Annotated in this window: 16 protein-coding genes; 4 read left to right on the top strand and 12 right to left on the bottom strand. The window is 67.3% G+C overall.

The genetic code is table 11. The annotated features are described in order from the left end of the window. Window positions 1-116: 116 nt before the first annotated feature. Complete coding sequence (locus J1N50_RS17130; protein ID WP_215355990.1) at window positions 117-584, bottom strand: EF-hand domain-containing protein; 468 nt, start codon at window positions 582-584, stop codon at window positions 117-119. Window positions 585-715: 131 nt separating this feature from the next. Here J1N50_RS17130 and J1N50_RS17125 point away from each other — a divergent pair, with 131 nt between their 5' ends. Then, window positions 716-1621 carry a hydrogen peroxide-inducible genes activator gene (locus J1N50_RS17125; RefSeq protein ID WP_215355988.1) on the top strand — a complete coding sequence of 302 codons (906 nt, stop codon included), beginning with the start codon at window positions 716-718 and terminating at the stop codon, window positions 1619-1621. A 135-nt stretch (window positions 1622-1756) separates the two neighbouring features. On the opposite strand, the gene J1N50_RS17120 is transcribed toward J1N50_RS17125, so the two are convergent. Beyond that, window positions 1757-3040, bottom strand: coding sequence for a citrate synthase (locus J1N50_RS17120; protein ID WP_215355986.1), 1284 nt, complete (start codon window positions 3038-3040; stop codon window positions 1757-1759). 35 nt (window positions 3041-3075) lie between these two features. Beyond that, window positions 3076-4530, bottom strand: coding sequence for a glutamate--tRNA ligase (gltX, locus tag J1N50_RS17115; RefSeq protein WP_215355984.1), 1455 nt, complete (start codon window positions 4528-4530; stop codon window positions 3076-3078). 123 nt (window positions 4531-4653) lie between these two features. On the opposite strand from gltX, the gene J1N50_RS17110 reads away from it, so the two are divergent. Further along, complete coding sequence (locus tag J1N50_RS17110) at window positions 4654-6738, top strand: ComEC/Rec2 family competence protein (RefSeq protein ID WP_246553711.1); 2085 nt, start codon at window positions 4654-4656, stop codon at window positions 6736-6738. On the opposite strand, the gene lexA is transcribed toward J1N50_RS17110, so the two are convergent. From lexA to J1N50_RS17065, 9 genes are all read right to left on the bottom strand, one after another. Next, the gene (gene lexA / locus J1N50_RS17105) at window positions 6692-7369 is read right to left on the bottom strand and encodes a transcriptional repressor LexA (protein ID WP_215355979.1); all 678 of its coding nucleotides are present in this window, start codon (window positions 7367-7369) and stop codon (window positions 6692-6694) included. The genes J1N50_RS17110 and lexA overlap by 47 nt on opposite strands. A gap of 65 nt (window positions 7370-7434) precedes the next feature. After that, window positions 7435-8625, bottom strand: a complete 1191-nt coding sequence (locus J1N50_RS17100) for a molybdopterin molybdotransferase MoeA (RefSeq protein WP_215355977.1) — start codon at window positions 8623-8625, stop codon at window positions 7435-7437. Beyond that, a complete protein-coding gene (moaC, locus tag J1N50_RS17095; protein WP_215355975.1) occupies window positions 8622-9095 on the bottom strand; it encodes a cyclic pyranopterin monophosphate synthase MoaC in 474 nt (157 codons plus the stop codon). Before moaC ends, J1N50_RS17100 begins: the two co-directional genes overlap by 4 nt. Window positions 9096-9228: 133 nt before the next feature. Then, window positions 9229-10014 (bottom strand): indole-3-glycerol phosphate synthase TrpC, encoded by a 786-nt coding sequence (trpC, locus tag J1N50_RS17090; RefSeq protein WP_215355973.1) that lies wholly within the window; start codon window positions 10012-10014, stop codon window positions 9229-9231. A gap of 115 nt (window positions 10015-10129) precedes the next feature. Next, the gene (gene trpD, locus J1N50_RS17085; RefSeq protein WP_215355970.1) at window positions 10130-11128 is read right to left on the bottom strand and encodes an anthranilate phosphoribosyltransferase; all 999 of its coding nucleotides are present in this window, start codon (window positions 11126-11128) and stop codon (window positions 10130-10132) included. Beyond that, entirely contained in the window at window positions 11125-11715 is a 591-nt protein-coding gene (locus J1N50_RS17080) for an anthranilate synthase component II (RefSeq protein WP_215355968.1), read from the bottom strand. Before J1N50_RS17080 ends, trpD begins: the two co-directional genes overlap by 4 nt. A gap of 177 nt (window positions 11716-11892) precedes the next feature. After that, on the bottom strand, window positions 11893-12957 hold the full coding sequence (locus tag J1N50_RS17075) for an alpha/beta fold hydrolase (RefSeq protein WP_215355966.1): 1065 nt from the start codon (window positions 12955-12957) through the stop codon (window positions 11893-11895). Between the two features lie 81 nt (window positions 12958-13038). Then, window positions 13039-14556 carry an anthranilate synthase component I gene (gene trpE / locus J1N50_RS17070; RefSeq protein ID WP_215355963.1) on the bottom strand — a complete coding sequence of 506 codons (1518 nt, stop codon included), beginning with the start codon at window positions 14554-14556 and terminating at the stop codon, window positions 13039-13041. Between the two features lie 8 nt (window positions 14557-14564). Then, window positions 14565-16511, bottom strand: a complete 1947-nt coding sequence (locus tag J1N50_RS17065) for a peptidylprolyl isomerase (RefSeq protein ID WP_215355961.1) — start codon at window positions 16509-16511, stop codon at window positions 14565-14567. 170 nt (window positions 16512-16681) lie between these two features. Here J1N50_RS17065 and tpiA point away from each other — a divergent pair, with 170 nt between their 5' ends. Next, window positions 16682-17431, top strand: coding sequence for a triose-phosphate isomerase (gene tpiA / locus J1N50_RS17060; protein WP_215355959.1), 750 nt, complete (start codon window positions 16682-16684; stop codon window positions 17429-17431). A 118-nt stretch (window positions 17432-17549) separates the two neighbouring features. Continuing rightward, window positions 17550-17978, top strand: a complete 429-nt coding sequence (gene secG, locus J1N50_RS17055) for a preprotein translocase subunit SecG (RefSeq protein WP_215355957.1) — start codon at window positions 17550-17552, stop codon at window positions 17976-17978. Window positions 17979-18080: the final 102 nt, after the last annotated feature.

Genomic DNA, 18080 nt, shown 5'->3' with positions numbered 1-18080 from the left:
TGATCCGGGATCCACCGCAGCGCTGAAGTCATGGACCCCGGATCAAGTCCGGGGTGACGATGATGGATAGGGCAGCTTTCGGTCGTTTCCGGACACTGCGCCCGAGCCCTATTTTCTCAGCAGCTGCACTTCGCCTTTACGGCCCGCTTCGGCGCGGTCGTTGCGAACTCGGCGCGGGTCAGGTCGCCCGACTTGTCGGCATCGGCCCCCGCGAAGCGCTCGCCCGTCGCTGCCGCCCATTCCTCGAAGGTCAGCAGATTGTTGCCGTCCTTGTCGAGCTTGCGAAATCCCGCCGTGCGCGACGACATCAGCTCGACCCGACTGATGCGGTTGTTCCGGTCGCGATCGAAGCGGTTGAAGCGCCGTTCCTCGCGCGACGCTTCTTTGGCGGCGGGCAGCTCGGGCGGCGCCGGTCCGCGCTTCGGCGCGCCGGCTCCCGCGACCGGGATCGCGGGCAAGGCCGGCGGCGGTTCGGGCAGCACCTCGTCCTCGGCGATCTGGCTGTAGCCCTTCCACAGGAATAGCCCGCCGGTCAGCAACAGCGCGCTGGCCATGCCGCCGATCAGGAATCGCGAAACCGCCATAAAGCCCTCCGTCCTGCGACTTAGCTAGCACAGGACGTCGCGCGCCAGCGGAAAACGCCACCAATATGGTCGCGAATATATATATCGCGCAAACTGTTCAAAAATGAAAAATCCATGGCTATATCCGATCAATGCACAATTACCTCCCTTCGCTGAAGCAGATGCAATATCTCGTCGCGCTCCATGAGCACGGCCATTTCGGACGTGCCGCCGACGCGTGCAACGTGACGCAGTCGACGCTGTCGGCGGGGATTCGCGAGCTTGAGACGCTGCTCGGCCAGACGCTGGTCGAACGCACCCGCCGCGTCGTCCGCTTCACCACGCTTGGCAACGCGATCGTCGACAAGGCGCATCGTGTGCTGCGCGAGGCCGAGGAATTGGCCGATATGGCGGCCGCCGCCGCTGCCCCGCTCGTCGGCGAGCTCCGCATGAGCGTGATCCCCACGATCGCGCCCTTTCTGCTTCCCGGCCTGCTTCCGCGCCTGCGCAAGGAACGCCCGTCGCTCAAGCTGTTTCTCCGCGAGGAGCCGAGCGCGCAGGCGTGCGAGTCGCTCCACCACGGGATGGTCGATTGCGTCCTCCTCGCGCTCCCCTATGCGTGCGGCGACGTCGAGAGCGAGACATTGTTCGACGACGCGCTGTTCGTGGCCTTCCCGGGCGACCGGGCCGAGGAACTCCCCGCGATGGTCAGCGCCGACCAGCTCGACCCCGCGCAGATGCTGATGCTCGAGGACGGCCATTGCCTGAAGGATCACGCGCTTGCGGCTTGCAACCGCCCCGAACTGCGCGCCGGCGCGCGCATGATGGGTACATCGCTCCACACCCTCGTCCAGATGGTCGACAACGGCCTTGGCATCACGATGCTGCCGCAGATGGCGATCGAGGCGGGGATACTCGATCACACCGACATCGACACGCGCCCGCTCGATTCGGACCACGACTGGCGCACCATTGCGCTCGTCTGGCGCAAGGGCAGCCCGCGCGCCGACGAGTTCCGGATGCTCGCCGACATCTTCCGCAAGCATAAGGCGAACTAACCTTATGGGCGCCGGATCAAGTCCGGTATGAGAAAGCTCGGCTGAGGGCCGTGACCGCCCGTTGCCCGCTGTCTGCCCACGAAAAAGGGGGCCGCAAAACGGCCCCCTTTGCCATTGTCGTTGACCTGACCGGGCTTAGCGCTGGTCGACCGGCACATACGGACGGTGCGTCGGGCCGGTGTAGAGCTGGCGCGGACGGCCGATCTTCTGCGCGGGGTCCGAGATCATTTCGTTCCACTGCGCGACCCAGCCGACGGTGCGGGCGAGCGCGAACAGCGCGGTGAACATCGTCGTGGGGAAGCCGATCGCCGAGAGGATCACGCCCGAATAGAAGTCGACGTTCGGGAACAGCTTCTTTTCGACGAAATAGCTGTCGTTGAGCGCCATTTCCTCGAGCTGCAGCGCGACCTCGAACACCGGGTCGTTGACCTTGAGCGCGTCGAACACCTCGCGCACCGTCTTTTGCATCACGGTCGCGCGCGGGTCATAGTTTTTGTACACGCGGTGACCGAAGCCCATCAGGCGGAACGGATCATCCTTGTCCTTCGCGCGCGCGATATATTCGGGAATGCGTTCCGGACGGCCGATTTCGCGCAGCATGTTGAGCGCCGCCTCGTTCGCGCCGCCGTGCGCGGGGCCCCACAGGCAGGCGATGCCCGCCGCGATGCACGCGAAGGGATTGGCGCCCGACGAGCCCGCAAGGCGGACGGTCGAGGTCGACGCATTCTGTTCGTGATCGGCATGAAGGATGAAGATGCGGTCGAGCGCCCGCTCGACGGCGGGAACCACCTCATATTCCTCGGCGGGTACGCCGAAGGTCATGCGCAGGAAATTGCCGGTGTAGCTGAGGTCGTTGCGCGGATAGACGAAGGGCTGACCGATCGAATATTTATACGCCATCGCCGCAATCGTCGGCATCTTCGCGATCAGCCGGTGGCTGGCGACCATGCGCTGGTGCGGGTCGTGAATCTCGGTCGAGTCGTGATAGAAGGCCGAGAGCGCGCCAACCACGCCGCACATGACGGCCATCGGGTGCGCGTCGCGACGGAAGCCGCGATAGAAGGTCGCGAGCTGTTCGTGCAGCATCGTGTGGCGCGTGATCGTATTGTCGAAATCGGCCAGTTCCTGCGCATTCGGCAATTCGCCGTTGAGCAGCAGGTAGCAGACTTCCATGAAGCTGGAATTTTCGGCGAGGTCGCCGATCGCATAGCCGCGGTGGAGGAGCACGCCCTCGTCGCCGTCGATGTAGGTGATCTGCGATTCGCAACTCGCGGTCGAGGTGAAGCCCGGATCATAGGTGAAGGCGCCGGTCTGGGCGTAGAATTTGCGAATATCGACGACATCGGGGCCGACCGTGCCCTTGAGCACGGGATTCTCGACAATGGTGTCGCCCAGGGTGATCTTTGCAGTATCGGTCATTTTCTTCCCCTGTTGATAGGGCGGGAGACGTTGCGTTACGCCCCTGCCGGATAATTGTGCGCTGCGTCAAGTCGCGCCAGGCTCGCGTCACGGCCGAGCAGCAGCAACACGTCGAAAATCCCGGGCGACACCGTGCGCCCGGTCAGCGCAGCGCGCAGCGGCTGGGCCAGCTTGCCGAGCCCGAGTCCCGCCGACTCGCTCGTCTCGCGAACCGCGGCTTCGATCGCTTCGCCAGTCCAGTCGTTCAGGCTCCGCAGCTTTTCGGTGACGCTGGCGAGCACTCCCTCCGGTGCATCCCTTAGCACCTGTGCCGCCTTATCGTCCACCGTCAGCGGCAGGGTTTCAAAGAGGAAAAGCGCGCCTTCGGCGATTTCGTCGAGGGTCCTGGCGCGCGGCTTCAACGATTCCATCACGCGGGTGAGCAGGGCACGATCGGCGTCGCCGAGCGCGCGGCCGACGAGCGTTTCGACCCGCGGCGCAACAAGGCCGGCGAGGCGGGCATCATCGGCTTCGCGGATATAGTGGCCGTTGAGATTTTCGAGCTTCTTGAAGTCGAAACGCGACGGCGAGCGGCCGACATGGGCGAGGTCGAACCATTCGACCGCTTGCGCGCGGCTGATGATCTCGGCATCGCCATGCCCCCAGCCGAGGCGGAGAAGATAGTTGCTGATCGCCTCGGGCAGATAGCCAAGCTCGTCGCGATAGGCGTCGACGCCGAGCGCGCCGTGGCGCTTCGACAGCTTCGCGCCGTCGGCGCCGTGGATCAGCGGCACATGGGCGTAAACGGGCTGGCGCCAGTTCATCGCGCGGATCAGCGCGAGCTGGCGGAAGGCATTATTGAGATGATCGTCGCCGCGGATGACGTGGGTGATCCCCATGTCATTGTCATCGACGACGACGCTGAGCATATAGGTCGGCGTACCGTCGCTGCGGAGCAGGATGAAGTCGTCGAGCTCGGCATTCTGGACGGTGACCGCGCCCTGCACGCGGTCGTGGATCGTCACCTCACCGTCCTGCGGCGCCTTCAGGCGGATGACGTGCGGGATCGCCGGATCGCCGTCGTCGCGGTCGCGCCAGGGGCTGCGGACACGAAAGGGAATGCGCTTCTCCTGCGCCTCGGCGCGCATCGCGGCGAGTTCGTCCTGCGTCAGATAGCAGCGATAAGCCTCGCCCTTCGCAAGCAGTTCGCGGGCGACCTCGGCATGGCGCGGCGCGCGCGCGAATTGATAGACGGTCTCGCCGTCCCAATCGAGGTCGAGCCATTGCATCCCGTCGAGGATCGCGTCGATCGCCGCATCGGTCGAGCGTGCGCGGTCGGTATCCTCGATACGGAGCAGGAATTTGCCGCCGTGGTGCCGCGCGAACAGCCAGTTGAACAGCGCGGTGCGCGCGCCGCCGATATGGAGATAGCCGGTCGGGGAGGGGGCGAAGCGTGTCACGACGTCTGCGCCGGTCGCTTCTGCCAGATCGGTTGGGGTTTCGGTTGCCACCTTGGCCTCTTTCTTTCATTCTGCCGCCCTTGAGGGTCGGAGGTCGGGGCAGCCCCTAGCATGGCGACAAGGCGGCTTCAAACGCCCATTGGCCTGCGCTTTGCGGCGCCGCTGCGCCGCGTTTTGAACCGCATCGAAGCGCGACTCGACAGCGAGCGGGAACGGACGGGGTTGTGGCTGCCCGTGGCGCTCGGCACGGGCATCGCGGCATGGTTCGCCTTGCCTGCGGCGGCGCACTGGATCGGCTTGCTGTTCCTGCTTGCGAGCGGCGGCCTGGCGGGGTTGCTCATCGGATGGTCGAGCCGGATCGGCCGCATGGTCGTGGCGGGCTGCGGCATGACGGCCATCGGGGTGCTGCTGATATGGGCGCGCGCGACATGGGTCGGCGCGCCGGTGCTGGCGCAGCCCGCGACGACGGCCTTTTCAGCCGAGGTCGAGGCCGTCGAGCCGCTGCCGGCGAAGGGCGAGACGCGGCTGATCCTGCGCCCGCGCGGACGCGACGACCTGCCGCCGCGGGTCCGCGTCACGCTGCGCGACCAGGCGGGCAGCACGATCGTGCCGGGCGAACGGGTCGGGCTGCGCGCGCGGTTGATGCCGCCCCCGGCCGCAAGCCTGCCCGGAAGCTATGATTTTGCGCAGCGGGCGTGGTTCGACCGGATCGGTGCGGTGGGGACGGTATTGGGCGATATTTCGCGCGCGCCGGACGCCGGGCAGGGCGGACAACCGCTGCGTGCCCGGCTGAGCGAACATATCCACCGCCAGATCGAGGGTTCGCCGGGCGGCATTGCGGCGGCGCTCGTCACCGGCGACCGGGGGGCGATCTCCGCCGAGGATGAAGAGGCGATGCGGCGAAGCGGGCTGGCGCACCTGCTATCGATCAGCGGGTTGCATGTCACCGCGGTGATCGGATTTGCGATGCTGTTTGCGCGGCGGCTGCTCGCGCTGAGCCCGCGCCTGGCGCTGGGCGGATATGTGCTGCCGCTTGCGGCGGCGGCCGGGGCGCTGGCGGGGGCGGGCTATACCTGGCTCGCGGGCGCCGAGGTGCCGACGTTGCGATCGCTGATCGCGGCGCTGCTGGTGCTTGTCGCCTTGCTGATGGGGCGCGAGGCGCTGACGTTGCGGTTGGTCGCGGCGGGGGCTCTGCTCGTGCTCGTCTGGCGGCCCGAGTCGCTCGTCGGGCCGAGCTTCCAGCTGAGCTTCGCGGCGGTGACGGCGATCGTCGTACTGCACGAAAGCCCCGTCATGCAGCGCTTCATGGCGCGCCGCGACGAGGGGCTGGTGCGACGTTGGGGGCGCGGGATCGCCGGGCTGCTCGTCACCGGGCTGGTGGTCGAGGTCGCGCTGGCGCCGATCGCGCTGTTCCATTTCCACAAAGCCGGGCTTTACGGCGCGCTGGCCAATGTCGTCGCGATTCCGCTGACGACCTTCGTTGTCATGCCGTTCGAGGCGCTCGCACTGCTGTTCGACAGTGCGGGGCTGGGGGCGCCCTTCTGGTGGATTGCCGAGCAGGCGCTGCGACTGCTGATCGCGCTCGCGCATCATGTCGCCGACGCGCCGGGTGCGGTCGCGACATTGCCGCGGTTTCCGCCATGGGCCTTCGCGCTGGCGGTGGCGGGCGGGTTGTGGATTCTCGTCTGGCAGCGATCATGGCGCTGGTGGGGGCTCGCGCCGCTGCTCGCTGGCATGGCGGTGCTTGCCCAGCAGCCGCGCCCCGATCTGCTGGTCACCGCCGATGGCCGCAACATCGCCGCTGCCGTCCCCGGCGGCGGTTATGCGCTGCTGCGCGACCGCGCCGGCGATTTCGTTCGCGACACGATGAACGAAGCGGGCGGCAGCGATGCTCCACTGGGCGCGCTCGCCGCGCTCGACCATGTCGAGTGCAATGTCGATTTCTGCCGCTGGATCCAGGGAGGGCGCATCATCCTCGCCTCGCGCGGCCGCGACCGGATCGAGGGAAGCGTGATGGCGCCCGCCTGTGCCGCCGCCGATGTGGTGATCAGCGACCGTTGGCTACCGCGCGAATGCGTCGGGCGCTGGCTGACGATCGACCGCGACAGCCTGGCGGAAAGCGGCGGGCTTGCCATCTACCTTGGCGAAAAGCCGAAGGCCGTCGCCGCGCTGACGGCGGGAGACGGCCATCCGTGGCGCAATGCGCCGCAGGTCAGTGGTAACGACGAAGCAGTCCCGAAAGCCGCCCTTGCACGATGACGCGGCCGGCCTCATAACGCTGGGGTTCGTAAGAACTGTTTGCCGGATCGAGCCGGATCATCTTGCCTTCGCGGCGGAAATATTTGAGCGTCGCATCCTGTCCGTCGACGAGCGCGACGACGATATCGCCCTCGCGAGCGGTGCTGACCTTCTGGATCAGCGCATAGTCGCCGTCGAAAATCCCCGCCTCGACCATCGAATCGCCCGAAACCTCGAGCGCATAATGTTCGCCGGCGCCGAGCAGCGCGGCGGGAACCGCGAGCTGGTTGTGATCCTCGAACGCCTCGATCGGGACGCCGGCCGCGATCTTTCCATGCAGCGGCACCTCGATGATGTCGTTCGCGGCGATAGGCTTGAGCGAAGGGGCGGGCTTGCGGAGCGGAACTACATTATCGTTGCGCACCTGCGACTTCGCCGCCTCGGGAACCTTCAATACCTCGAGCGCGCGGGCGCGGTTGGGCAGGCGGCGGAGAAAACCCCTTTCTTCCAAAGCGCTTATCAGGCGATGGATACCCGATTTCGACTTCAGACCCAGCGCTTCCTTCATTTCCTCGAAAGACGGCGAAATGCCGCTCGCGTCAAGGCGCTGCTGGATGAATTGGAGCAGTTCGTGCTGCTTCGCGGTCAACATCACTTGTTCTCCATGATGTCAGTTTCGGACATAGAGAGAACGATAGTGGAACAAATCGGAACTTGTCAAGCGATAGCGATATAGTCCGCCTGTTCGCCGACCGTGCGAGCCGGCGCAGCGATGTCGCGGATCGCCAGCGCATTCGCTTCGGCGAGCGGCAGCGTGCGGCCGCTATCCTGTCCGTCGAAGACCGACAGCAGGCCGCCCTCCAGCCGCGCGCGGAGATAGTCGCGCCGCTTGCCGCCGGGGCCGAGCGCGGCGGCCAGCGGGGCGCGCCGAACCTCGGGCAGCGGCGCGCGCGCCCCGGCGAGGTGGCGAACCAGAGGGAGGAGGAACAGCGTCGCCGTGACAAAGGCGGACGAGGGGTTGCCCGGCAGGCCGAGCAATATGGTGTCGCCGATCCGGCCGGCGAGCAGCGGCTTGCCCGGGCGCATCGCGATCTTCCAGAAATCGACCGAGCCGCCAGCATCCTCAAGCGCGCCGCGGACATGATCATGATCGCCGACCGACGCGCCGCCGACGGTGACGATGACGTCGTGACGTCGCGCCAGATCCTTGAGAACACGCGATATCATCAGCCGGTCATCGCGAATGTGCAGCGGTAGCGAGACATTTGCGGGCTCGATCCCGAGCATCGCCGCGAGCATCGTGCCGTTGCTGTCGGGGATCTGGCCGGGCGCGAGCGCATGGCCCGGCTGGACGAGCTCGTCGCCGGTGGTCAGGATCGCGACGCGCGGGCGGGTGCCTGCCGTCACCTGCGCGGCGCCGCTCATGATCGCCGCGGCAATGACGCCGGGGGTGACGCGGGTTCCTGCGGCGACAAGGCGCGCGCCCGCCGGAAAGTCGCTCGCGCGCGACCGGACGTGCTGGCCCGGCCGGATCGCGTCAGCGGCGGCGAGGCGCAAATGCGTGCCCCCGATAATGGCATCCTCCTGGATCACGATCGTGTCGGCGCCCTCGGGAAGCATCGCGCCGGTAAAGATGCGCATCGCCTCGCCGGCGCCGACACGCTGGGATGGCACGCCTCCCGCGGCGATTTCGCCGGTTACCGCCCACGGGCCGGGAAGGTCGGCGCCGCGGATCGCGTAGCCGTCCATCGCCGACAGGTCGGCCGAAGGCTGGTCCCGCTGGGCGAGGATGTCCTGCGAGAGATATCGTCCAAGCGACTGGGAAAATATGACATTCTCGCTACCGAGCGGCCGTCGCAGGGCCAGCAGTCGGGCCTGCGCTTCCTCGACCGCGAGCAGGCCGCTCATTCGGCGCGCCAGTCGCCCGAGCGACCGCCGCTCTTTTCGAGCAGGCGGATATCGCCGAGGATCATCGCGCGGTCGAGCGCCTTCGCCATGTCGTAGAGTGTCAGGAGCGCGACCGATGCCGCCGTGAGCGCCTCCATCTCGACGCCGGTCGGACCGGTCGTCGCGGAGGTGGCGCGCACGGCGATGCCGGTGCTTTCCCATGCGAACTCGACCGACACTTGGGTGAGCGCAAGCGGGTGGCAGAGCGGGATCAGATCGGCCGTGCGCTTGGCGGCCATGATGCCGGCGATGCGCGCGGTCGAGAGGACGTCGCCCTTGGGCGCATTGCCACTGCGGATCGCGGCGAGCGCATCGGCTGACATCGTGATCCGGCCGCCCGCGACGGCGCGCCGCCCGGTGGCGGGCTTCGCCCCGACATCGACCAAATGCGCGGCGCCGGTGTCGTCGAGATGAGTCGGTTTGGGTTTCATCGCCGGGAGCGAAGCAAGGCGGGGCCGGAAAGGCAAGGGGAATGGGAGGAGACGACCGGTTGCGGTCATAATATCCTCCCCGCAAGCGGGGAGGATTTGAAGGGCCGCTCCCACCCCAAAGCGGACTCCAATGTCAGCCCTCCAGCAATGCCCTTGTCGCCGTGGTGACGTCGTCCTGGCGCATCAGGCTTTCACCGACGAGGAAGGTGCGCACCCCGCTGCGGGCGAGCCGCTCGCAGTCGGCGTGGCTTGCGATACCGCTTTCGCCGACGAGCAACGTCCCTGCAGGCACCAGCGTCGCGAGGCGTTCGGTGACGGCGAGGTCGGTCTCGAAGGTGCGCAGGTCGCGGTTGTTGACGCCGATCAGGCGCGATTCGAGCTGCGTAAGCGCGCGGTCGAGTTCGGCCTCGTCGTGGACTTCGACGAGCACGTCCATGCCGCGCTCGAACGCGGCGGCCTCGATCTCGCGCATGGCGCCGTCACCCAGTGCCGCGACGATGATCAGGATCGCATCGGCGCCGATCGAGCGCGCTTCGGCGACCTGCCAGGGGTCGATCATGAAATCCTTGCGGAGGACGGGCAGATCGCACGCGGTGCGCGCGGCGATCAGGAATTCCTCGTGGCCCTGAAAATAGAGGGCATCGGTCAGCACCGAGAGGCAGGCCGCGCCTCCGGCGGCGTAGGCGCGGGCATGGTCGGCGGGATTGAAGTCTTTGCGAATCAATCCCTTGGAAGGCGATGCTTTCTTGATTTCCGCAATCAGGGCATAGCCCCCGGCGTCGATCTTTGCCTGCAGGGCGGCTTGAAAGCCGCGCGGAGCGCCGGCGTCGACACGGTCGAGATCGGCGATTGAGTAGGCCTGCCGCCGGGCCGCGACTTCTTCGGCCTTGGTCGCGAGGATTTCGGTGAGCTTGTTCACCGCATTTGTTCCTTCTTTCCGTCATTGCGAAGGCCAAAGGCCCGCGGCAATCCGGAGCGGACGCAAGCCGCTCTGGATTGCTTCGCTTCGCTCGCAATGACGAGATAGGGTTGGTTCATTTATAGGCGATCCAGCAATTGAGGAGCGCGTTGGCAAGCCCCTTGTCGATGGCCTCGGCGGCTTCCTCGACCCCGTCGATGCGGTTTTCGACCGCTCCGGCGACGATGAGCGCTTCGGCGGCATTGTAGAGCACGGCGTCGCGATAGGCGTTCCGTTCGCCCTGCAGGAGGCTGCGCAGCGCGCGGGCGTTTTCTCGCGCATCGCCGCCACGGATCGCCGAAATGGGATGGGTCGGAAGCCCCGCGTCGGCGGCGACGCTTCGCTGCATACGGACATTCCCGCGCGTGACGATCGCAACCTCGTTGCCGCCGGCGAGCGAAAGTTCGTCGAGCCCTTCGTCGCCCGAAATCACCCGCGAATGGTCCGTGCCCAGCCGGTGCAGCGCCTCGGCATAGACGGGGACATAGGCAGGGCGCGCGATGCCGACGAGCTGGCGGGTGACGCGCGCGGGGTTGGCGAGCGGGCCCATCAGGTTGAAGATGGTGCGGCGGCCGATCGCCCTGCGGATCGGCATGATGTGCTTCATCGCCGGATGGTGGTGCGCGGCGAACAGGAAGCAGATGCCGAGGTCGGCGAGCTGCGCTTCGGCCATCTGCGCCGCGCGTTCCATGTCGAGGCCGAGCGCTTCGAGCGTGTCGGCGGCCCCCGATTTGGAGGAAGCGGCACGATTTCCATGCTTTGCCACAGGAACTTCGCACGCCGCGACGACGATGGCGACCGCCGTCGAGACGTTGAGCGTATGGTGCCCGTCACCGCCGGTGCCGCAGACGTCGATCGCCCCGGCTGGCGCATCGATCGGGATCATCCGGTCGCGCATCGCCTGCGCCGCGGCGGCGATTTCGACCATCGTTTCGCCGCGCTCGGCCAGCGCGATCAGGAATTCGGTGATCGCCTCGTCGCTGGCGGTGCCGTCGAGAATGGCGGCGAAAGCGTCCGCGGCCTCGTCATGATCGAGCAGTTCGGCGGGATCGGGAAGCGGACCGAAACGGCTCATGCCGCCTGCCGCGCCGCCACCGGCAGTCCCGCAAGCGTCAGGAAGTTCGCGAGCATCGCATGGCCATGCTCGGTCGCGATGCTTTCGGGGTGGAATTGCACGCCATGGATCGGCAGCTCGACGTGGCGGAAGCCCATCGCCGCGCCGTCGTCGCTGGTCGCGTTGATCGCGAGACACATGGGAATGTCGACGACCTCGAGGCTGTGATAGCGCGTCGCGGTGAGCGGCGAAGGCAGGTCGGTGAACAGGCCGGTGCCGTCGTGGCACACGGGCGAGGTCTTGCCGTGCATCAGGTGGCCGCGCTGGACGATCCCGCCGAAATGCTGGCCGATCGCCTGATGGCCGAGGCAGACGCCAAGGAGCGGCTTGTTCGCTTCGGCGCAGGCGGCGACGAGGTCGAGGCTGACGCCGGCCTCGTTCGGGGTGCAGGGGCCGGGCGAGATGAGGAAGGCCGAGGCCCCCGTCGCCAGTGCCTGGGCGGCGGTCAGCGCGTCGTTGCGCTCGACGCGCACCTCCGCCCCCAGCTCGATCAGATAATGAACGAGGTTGAAGGTGAAGCTGTCATAATTGTCGATGACGAGGATCATGGGGTGGCCCTAATGGGTCAACGACGCCGAGTGAAGCAATATGTCCTTTGCAGCGCGCGAGATGTGGTTGGGAGGTGGCAGCCCGCAGCGCTGAGGCAGGGGCTATGGCGCGAGGTCGCGCCCCTCCGCCACTCCCTGCACTCCCCCTCCGCAAGGCTTCGCCACGGGGAGGATCGATTACTCCGCCATCAGTTTCGCCAGATCGTCCTTCCAGAATTTCGCCCAAGTGTGCGTGCCGTGGCCCTTCGTCTCGGCGCTCGCGGGGATCAGGATATAGCGCGCGCGGGGCATCCGCTTCACACCCTCTTCGGGGTAGGAAAAGCCCGGCGGGTTGATGAAATCGTCCGCCGAGTTGATCCAGAGCACCGGCACGGTGATCTTTTCGAGGTTCGGCCACGGATTGTAATTGCGCGACGAATCAAGCTGATAGATCGTGTCGTTCGCATCGTTGCGTGCGAAGGTGCGTGCGAAGGCCTCGTCCTTGTATTTTTCCGCCGCGACGCGGGTCGGATATTGCGCCTGCAGCGCATAGGGGTTTGCGCCCGCGATCATCGTGAGCGAGGCGGCGGTGCGCAGGCCGCCGAGCGGCGGGTCGGTGTAATTGCCGTCCTTCCACAGCGGATCGGCCTTGATCGCGTCGATCGTCAGCGTGCGCCACATGCGGTTCTCGCCCGCGATCTCGACCGGCTGGCAGGCAAAGGGCGCGAGGCGTTCGGCGAAGCCCGGATGCGTTTCGCCCCAGACGAAGGCGTGCATACAGCCCATCGAGGTGCCGAGGATGAGCTTGAGCTTCTTCACGCCGAGCTTTTCGGTCAGCATCCGATATTGCGCGGCGACCATGTCGTCATAATCATATTTGGGGAACCGCATCCGGAGGCCGTCGCTGGGCTTCGACGAGCCGCCGTGACCGAGATTGTCGGGCAGGATGACATAATATTTGCCGGTGTCGAGCAATTGGCCGGGGCCGAAGAGCTCGTTTGCGAATTGCGGCTGGAAGAATTGCTTGCCGGTGCCGCCGGTGCCGTGGAGGATCATCACGGCGTTGGTGACATTGCCCTTTTTGTCGCGCTGCGGGGTCCCGAGCGTCGTATAGTGCATCCTGATTTCGGGCAGCTTTTCGCCGGTGCCGAAGGTGAAATCCTTGAGGATCGCGTCGCCCTCGACGGCGCCTTCGACGGTCTGGGCCTGAGCGGGGGCGATGCTGGCGAGCAGCAGGGCGAGCGGGGCGAGGAGTTTGCGCATGGGAGGAGGGTTAGCGGGTTTTAGAAATGGAATGAAGTAGGGCCGGACGATTGAAAGGGCGCACCCACTCGGCGTGATCGGCTATTGCCCGTAACCCGGTGCGCCCGCCAGCCGCACCGCCTCGCGTGCGGCGGCGAAGAGCGCGCCGGCCTTGGCCTCGCACTCGCGTTGTTCATAGGCGGGGTCGCTGTCGGCGACGATGCCGGCGCCCGCCTGGACGTGCATTTCGCCGTCCTTCACGATCGCGGTCCTGAGGACGATGCAACTGTCCATATTGCCGTCGGGCGCGAAATAGCCGACGCCGCCCGCGTAAGGCCCGCGTGCGTCGGCTTCGAGTTCGGCGATGATCTGGCACGCGCGCACTTTCGGCGCGCCGCTGACGGTGCCGGCGGGGAAGCCCGCGAAGAGCGCGTCGATCGCGTCCTTGTCGGGCGCGATGCGGCCGATGACGTTCGAGACGATGTGCATGACGTGGCTGTAGAATTCGACCGTGTAGCTGTCGGTGACGGTCACGCTGCCGCCCACCGCCGCGCGGCCGACGTCGTTGCGGCCGAGGTCGAGCAGCATCAGATGCTCGGCGCGCTCCTTGGGGTCGGCGAGCAGGCTTTCGCGATTTTCGGCGTCTTCGGCGCTCGTGCGACCGCGCGGGCGCGTACCGGCGATGGGCCGGATCGTGATCTCGCCGTCGCGGACCCGGACAAGGATCTCGGGAGACGAGCCGATGATCGCGAAGCCGGGCAGGTCGAGGAAATAGAGGAAGGGCGAGGGGTTGATGCGACGAAGCGCGCGATAGAGGTCGAAGGGCGGCAGGTCGAACGGGGTCGAGAAGCGCTGCGAGAGGACGACCTGAAAGATGTCGCCCGCGGCGATATATTCCTTGGCCGCGGCGACCATCTTCGCAAAGTCGGCCGGACTGGTTGCGGGGTTCGCAGCGATGTCGGCGGGCAGGGCGTCGGTGGTGGCGCGGTCGGCGTGCGCGCTCGCGCTCGACAGGCGCGCGGCGACATCGTCGAGCCGGTCCTGCGCCGCTTCGATCATCCGGTCGATGGCCCCTTCGGGATCGGGCCAGATCGGCGCGATCAGGAAGAGCTCGTCGGCGAGGCGATCGAAGACGAGGATCACCGTCGGCCGCATGAACACCATGTCGGGCAGGCCGAGGCCCGCGCCCGGCGCGCGCGGAATACGCTCGACGAGGCCGATCGTTTCGTAGGCGAAGAAGCCGACGAGCGTGGCAAGCGCCTTCGGCAGCGCGTCCGGTACGTCGAAGCGGCATTCGGCGACGAGGTCGCGCAACGCTTGCAACGCGCCCTCATCGAGCGGCTGGAACGCGGTGCGGTCGCGGCGCCAGTTGCGGTTGATGCGCGCGGCGTCGCCGGTGACCTCGAAGAGCAGGTCGGGGTCGAGCCCGATCAGGCTGTAACGGCCGCGCGTCTCGCCGCTTTCGACCGATTCGAGCACCCAGTCGCCGCGTCCGGGCTCGATGAGCTTGAGCGCGGCCGAAACCGGGGTCTCGACGTCGGCGATCAGCCGCTGCCACACGACCGCGCCGCGCCCCTGCGCCAGCGCCTCGAGCGCCGCGGCTCTGCCCTCGACCGCCACGCCCGCGCTTATTCGCCGACCGGCGCGGCGCCGGTCAGCTCTTTGCGGAGCTGATCGACCAGGTCCTTGTTGATCGTCACCCCGACACGGCGCTTCGCCTCGGCGGCGAGTTGCTCGACCAGCTCGTTGCCGAAGGCCGAGGCGAGCGGCTGCGCGAGCGCGGCGACGCGCGCAGGCTCGATCGACTTGGGGTCGGGACGGTCGACCTTGTCGAGCGCGATGACCATCCAGCCGCGGTTACCCGGGATTTCGAGAGTCTTGACGCTGTTCTTCGCCATCGAGAAGAGCAGCGCGAGTTCGGGCGGAACGCCCTTGCCGTCGCGGCCGAGTTCGGAGCGGCGGCCGCCGATCGTCTGGACGTTGCCGATGTTCGGGCCGGCGGCGCGCGCGGCCTCGGCGAGGCTCTGGCCGCCCTCGACCGCCTTGACGATGGCGCGCGCCTTGTTGCGGGCAACCTTCTGCCCCTCGGCGAAGCGCCATTCCTCGAGCAGGGCGGGGCGGATTTCGGCAAAGGGCGGCGGTGCGGCCGCGACGATCGATTTCACCGAATAGACGGCGAATTTCTCGTTCTCGACCAGCGTGGCGATCTGGCTTTCGCCTTCGCCGCTTCCCTGGAAGGCGCCGCTGACCATCGGCGCGAGTTCGGGCGCGAGCGCGAAGCCGGGCACCTTGGGCGCCCGGCCGCTGGGGAGAAGGGCGGGGGTCTCCTCGACCTTCAGCTTGCGGTCGGCGGCGATCTCCTCGATCGAGGCGCCGCTGTTCACGGCGTCCTGCACCGCGTTGAAATAGTCGACCATGGCCTCGTTCGCCTTGTTCTTGGCGAGTTCGGCACGGATTTCGGGGGTCGCGTCGGCAAGGCTGCGCGCGGGCTTCGCGGTCACCGCCTCGACACGCGCGACCGCCCAGCCAAGGCCGGTCTGCGTCGGGCCGAGAATGTCGCCGCGCTTGGCGGCGAAGGCCGTCTTGGCCATCGCGTCGCTGGTCGTCGCCGCATAGGCCGACAGAGTGAGCTCGCCCGTCGTCGAGGCCGAAAGCCCCGACGCCTGCGCGGCCGCGGCGAGCGGCGTGCCGGTGCGCGCCTTTGCCGCGATGCTGTTGGCGGTGGCCTGATCGGGGGCGATCACCTGGGCAAAGCGGCGCGTCTCGCTGGCGGCATATTGGGCGGCGTTTGCCTTGTATGCCTTTTCGATTTCGGCGTCGCTGACCGCGGGAACCGGAACGGCGCTGCGGTCGAACAGCGCATATTGCAGTACGCGCCGTTCGGGGACGGTGAATTTCGACTTGTTCTGGGCAAGGAAGCTTTGCAGCGCGGCGTCGCCCGGATCATTCTTGGGCGCGAAGATGCTGGCGGGAATGAAGGTTGCCTGGCCGCTGCGCTGCTCGAGCAGCAGCGCGGTATAGGGGCTGGCAATACCCGTCGCGATGCGCGGCAGGTTGCCGATCGGCGCGCCGATCTGTTCGAGCAGCAGCTGCTGCTTGATGTCGCGGCGGAGCTGCGCCTCGGTCATTCCCTGCTGGCGCAGGAAATTCTCGAACGTCTTCTGGTCGAACTTGCCCGACACCCCCGAAAAGGCGGGAATGTCGGCGATACGGCCATCGATCTGGCGCTTGCTGACGCTGAAGCCGAGCTCGGTCGCGAATTGTTCGAAGGCGATCCCGTCGATCATCTGGTTCAGCGCCTGGTCGAGCCCGCCCGATTCGACGAAGGCCGTCATGGTGAGGCCCGGCTGCTGTTGCCGCGCCTGATTGTACGCGAGGCGAACGCGTTCGCGAAGCTCGCCGACGCCGAGCTGGCTCTTGCCGACCTTGGCGACATTGGCGCCGCCGAGGCCGCCGAACGAGGCGTTGCCGGTGACGTCGCCGAGCGCGAACAGCACGCCGATCAGGGCGATGAAGCCGAGCGCGATGATCTTGCCGAGGGTGGATCCGAACAGACGGCGGAGAGACGTGATCATGAAACGACTATACTTTCGGCGTGGCGCCTGCGGGCGCGGTTTGGGCGCTGCTTTAGGCGGGAGGCGGGCAGGCTTCAAGGCGGGAAAGCGCGAAGCGGCGCGCGCTTGCATTGGAATGCCGCCGGGCGCTAGGGGCGGGCATCGAGACGACAGGCAGGAGGATCGGGGCAATGGCGCGGCGCAAATATGTGGTCGGCAACTGGAAAATGAACGGGCTGACGGCCGCGCTGGGCGAGGCGCAGGCGATTTTCGACGCGGCGAAGGCGCATCCCGCTGTCGACGTGGCGCTGTGCCCGCCCTTTACGCTGATCGGGCCGATGCTCGCGGCGGCGCCGGGCGCGGCGGTCGGCGGACAGGATTGCCATAGCGCGGCGTCGGGCGCCTACACCGGATCGGTCGCGGCGGCGATGCTGGCCGACATCGGGGCAACGCTCGTCATCGTCGGGCATAGCGAGCGCCGCGAGGGCTTCGCCGAGAGCGATGCCGATGTGAAGGCGAAGGCCGAAGCGGCGCTCGCCGCGGGGCTTTCGGTGATCCTGTGCGTCGGCGAGCCACGCGAGGTGCGCGAATCGGGCGGCGCGATCGACTATGTGCTGGCGCAGGTCGCGGGCTCGCTGCCTGCGGATTTCGATGCGTCGCGGCTTGCCATCGCCTATGAACCGATCTGGGCGATCGGGACCGGGCTGGTGCCGACGGCCGATGATGTGGCGGCGATGCACGGTGCGATCCGCGCCAAGCTCGGCGACCTCGCCGACAGCGACGCGGCGGGCACGATGCGCCTTCTCTATGGCGGATCGGTGAATGCAGAGAATGCCGCCGAGCTGCTTGGTGCGGGCGATGTCGACGGGGCGCTGGTCGGCGGCGCCAGCCTGACGGCTGGCAAGTTCGTGCCGATCATCGTGGCGGCCTCGGGGCTCTAGCGATCGTCGCCCCCGCGAGCGCGGGGCGACGGTATGCAGGCTTGAACCCCCGGCACTTCATCTCTATGTGCGCCGCGGGCGTGGTCCGTGTGGGATCGCGCAAGTCCGGGAAAATTCGATGTCCAGCCTCTTCACCTTCCTGCTCGTCGTCCAGGCGCTCGTTGCCGCGGCGATGATCGGCGTCATCCTGATGCAGAAGTCGGAAGGTGGCGGTCTGGGTGTCGGCGGCAGTCCCGCGGGCCTGCTGTCGGCGCGCGGCGCGGCGGATTTCCTGACCCGGGCGACGACGATCCTCGCCAGCCTGTTCGTCGGCCTGTCGATCCTGCTCGCGGCGCTGGCGTCGGTCGGCGGTGGCGGGGGGGCGACGATCGATACCTCGCTGTCGAAATCGGCGCAGCCGAGCAGCAGTGCGCCGACCTCGTCGCTCACCGGCCCGGTACAGGCTCCGGCGCAGACTGCTCCGGCCTCGGACGATCCGCTGGCAGCGGCCGCTGCCGCGGCCAGCCAGAGCGCTCCGGCACCCGCCGAGGCCCCTGCCAAGAAATAGACCGGCGGCTTCGGCCACCGGCATCGCACGCGCGGCGGCGGAATTTTTTCCGCCGCAAGCGATTCGACGGCTTGCGCCGTCACCCTCCTGTTGAGTAAGTCT

This window comes from Sphingopyxis soli (genome assembly GCF_018682675.1).
GTDB classification, from domain to species: Bacteria; Pseudomonadota; Alphaproteobacteria; order Sphingomonadales; family Sphingomonadaceae; genus Sphingopyxis; species Sphingopyxis soli.
This window is presented reverse-complemented; position numbering and strand designations above follow the sequence as displayed.

Excerpts from the sequence above, each read along its gene's own strand:
- J1N50_RS17125 (WP_215355988.1), top strand. The coding sequence starts at position 716 with ATGCACAATTACCTCCCTTCGCTGAAGCAGATGCAATATCTCGTCGCG.
- J1N50_RS17075 (WP_215355966.1), bottom strand. The coding sequence starts at position 12,957 with ATGCGCAAACTCCTCGCCCCGCTCGCCCTGCTGCTCGCCAGCATCGCC.
- J1N50_RS17130 (WP_215355990.1), bottom strand. The coding sequence starts at position 584 with ATGGCGGTTTCGCGATTCCTGATCGGCGGCATGGCCAGCGCGCTGTTG.
- J1N50_RS17120 (WP_215355986.1), bottom strand. The coding sequence starts at position 3,040 with ATGACCGATACTGCAAAGATCACCCTGGGCGACACCATTGTCGAGAAT.
- trpD (WP_215355970.1), bottom strand. The coding sequence starts at position 11,128 with ATGAGCCGTTTCGGTCCGCTTCCCGATCCCGCCGAACTGCTCGATCAT.
- J1N50_RS17080 (WP_215355968.1), bottom strand. The coding sequence starts at position 11,715 with ATGATCCTCGTCATCGACAATTATGACAGCTTCACCTTCAACCTCGTT.
- lexA (WP_215355979.1), bottom strand. The coding sequence starts at position 7,369 with ATGTTGACCGCGAAGCAGCACGAACTGCTCCAATTCATCCAGCAGCGC.
- J1N50_RS17065 (WP_215355961.1), bottom strand. The coding sequence starts at position 16,511 with ATGATCACGTCTCTCCGCCGTCTGTTCGGATCCACCCTCGGCAAGATC.
- moaC (WP_215355975.1), bottom strand. The coding sequence starts at position 9,095 with ATGAAACCCAAACCGACTCATCTCGACGACACCGGCGCCGCGCATTTG.
- secG (WP_215355957.1), top strand. The coding sequence starts at position 17,550 with ATGTCCAGCCTCTTCACCTTCCTGCTCGTCGTCCAGGCGCTCGTTGCC.
- J1N50_RS17100 (WP_215355977.1), bottom strand. The coding sequence starts at position 8,625 with ATGAGCGGCCTGCTCGCGGTCGAGGAAGCGCAGGCCCGACTGCTGGCC.
- tpiA (WP_215355959.1), top strand. The coding sequence starts at position 16,682 with ATGGCGCGGCGCAAATATGTGGTCGGCAACTGGAAAATGAACGGGCTG.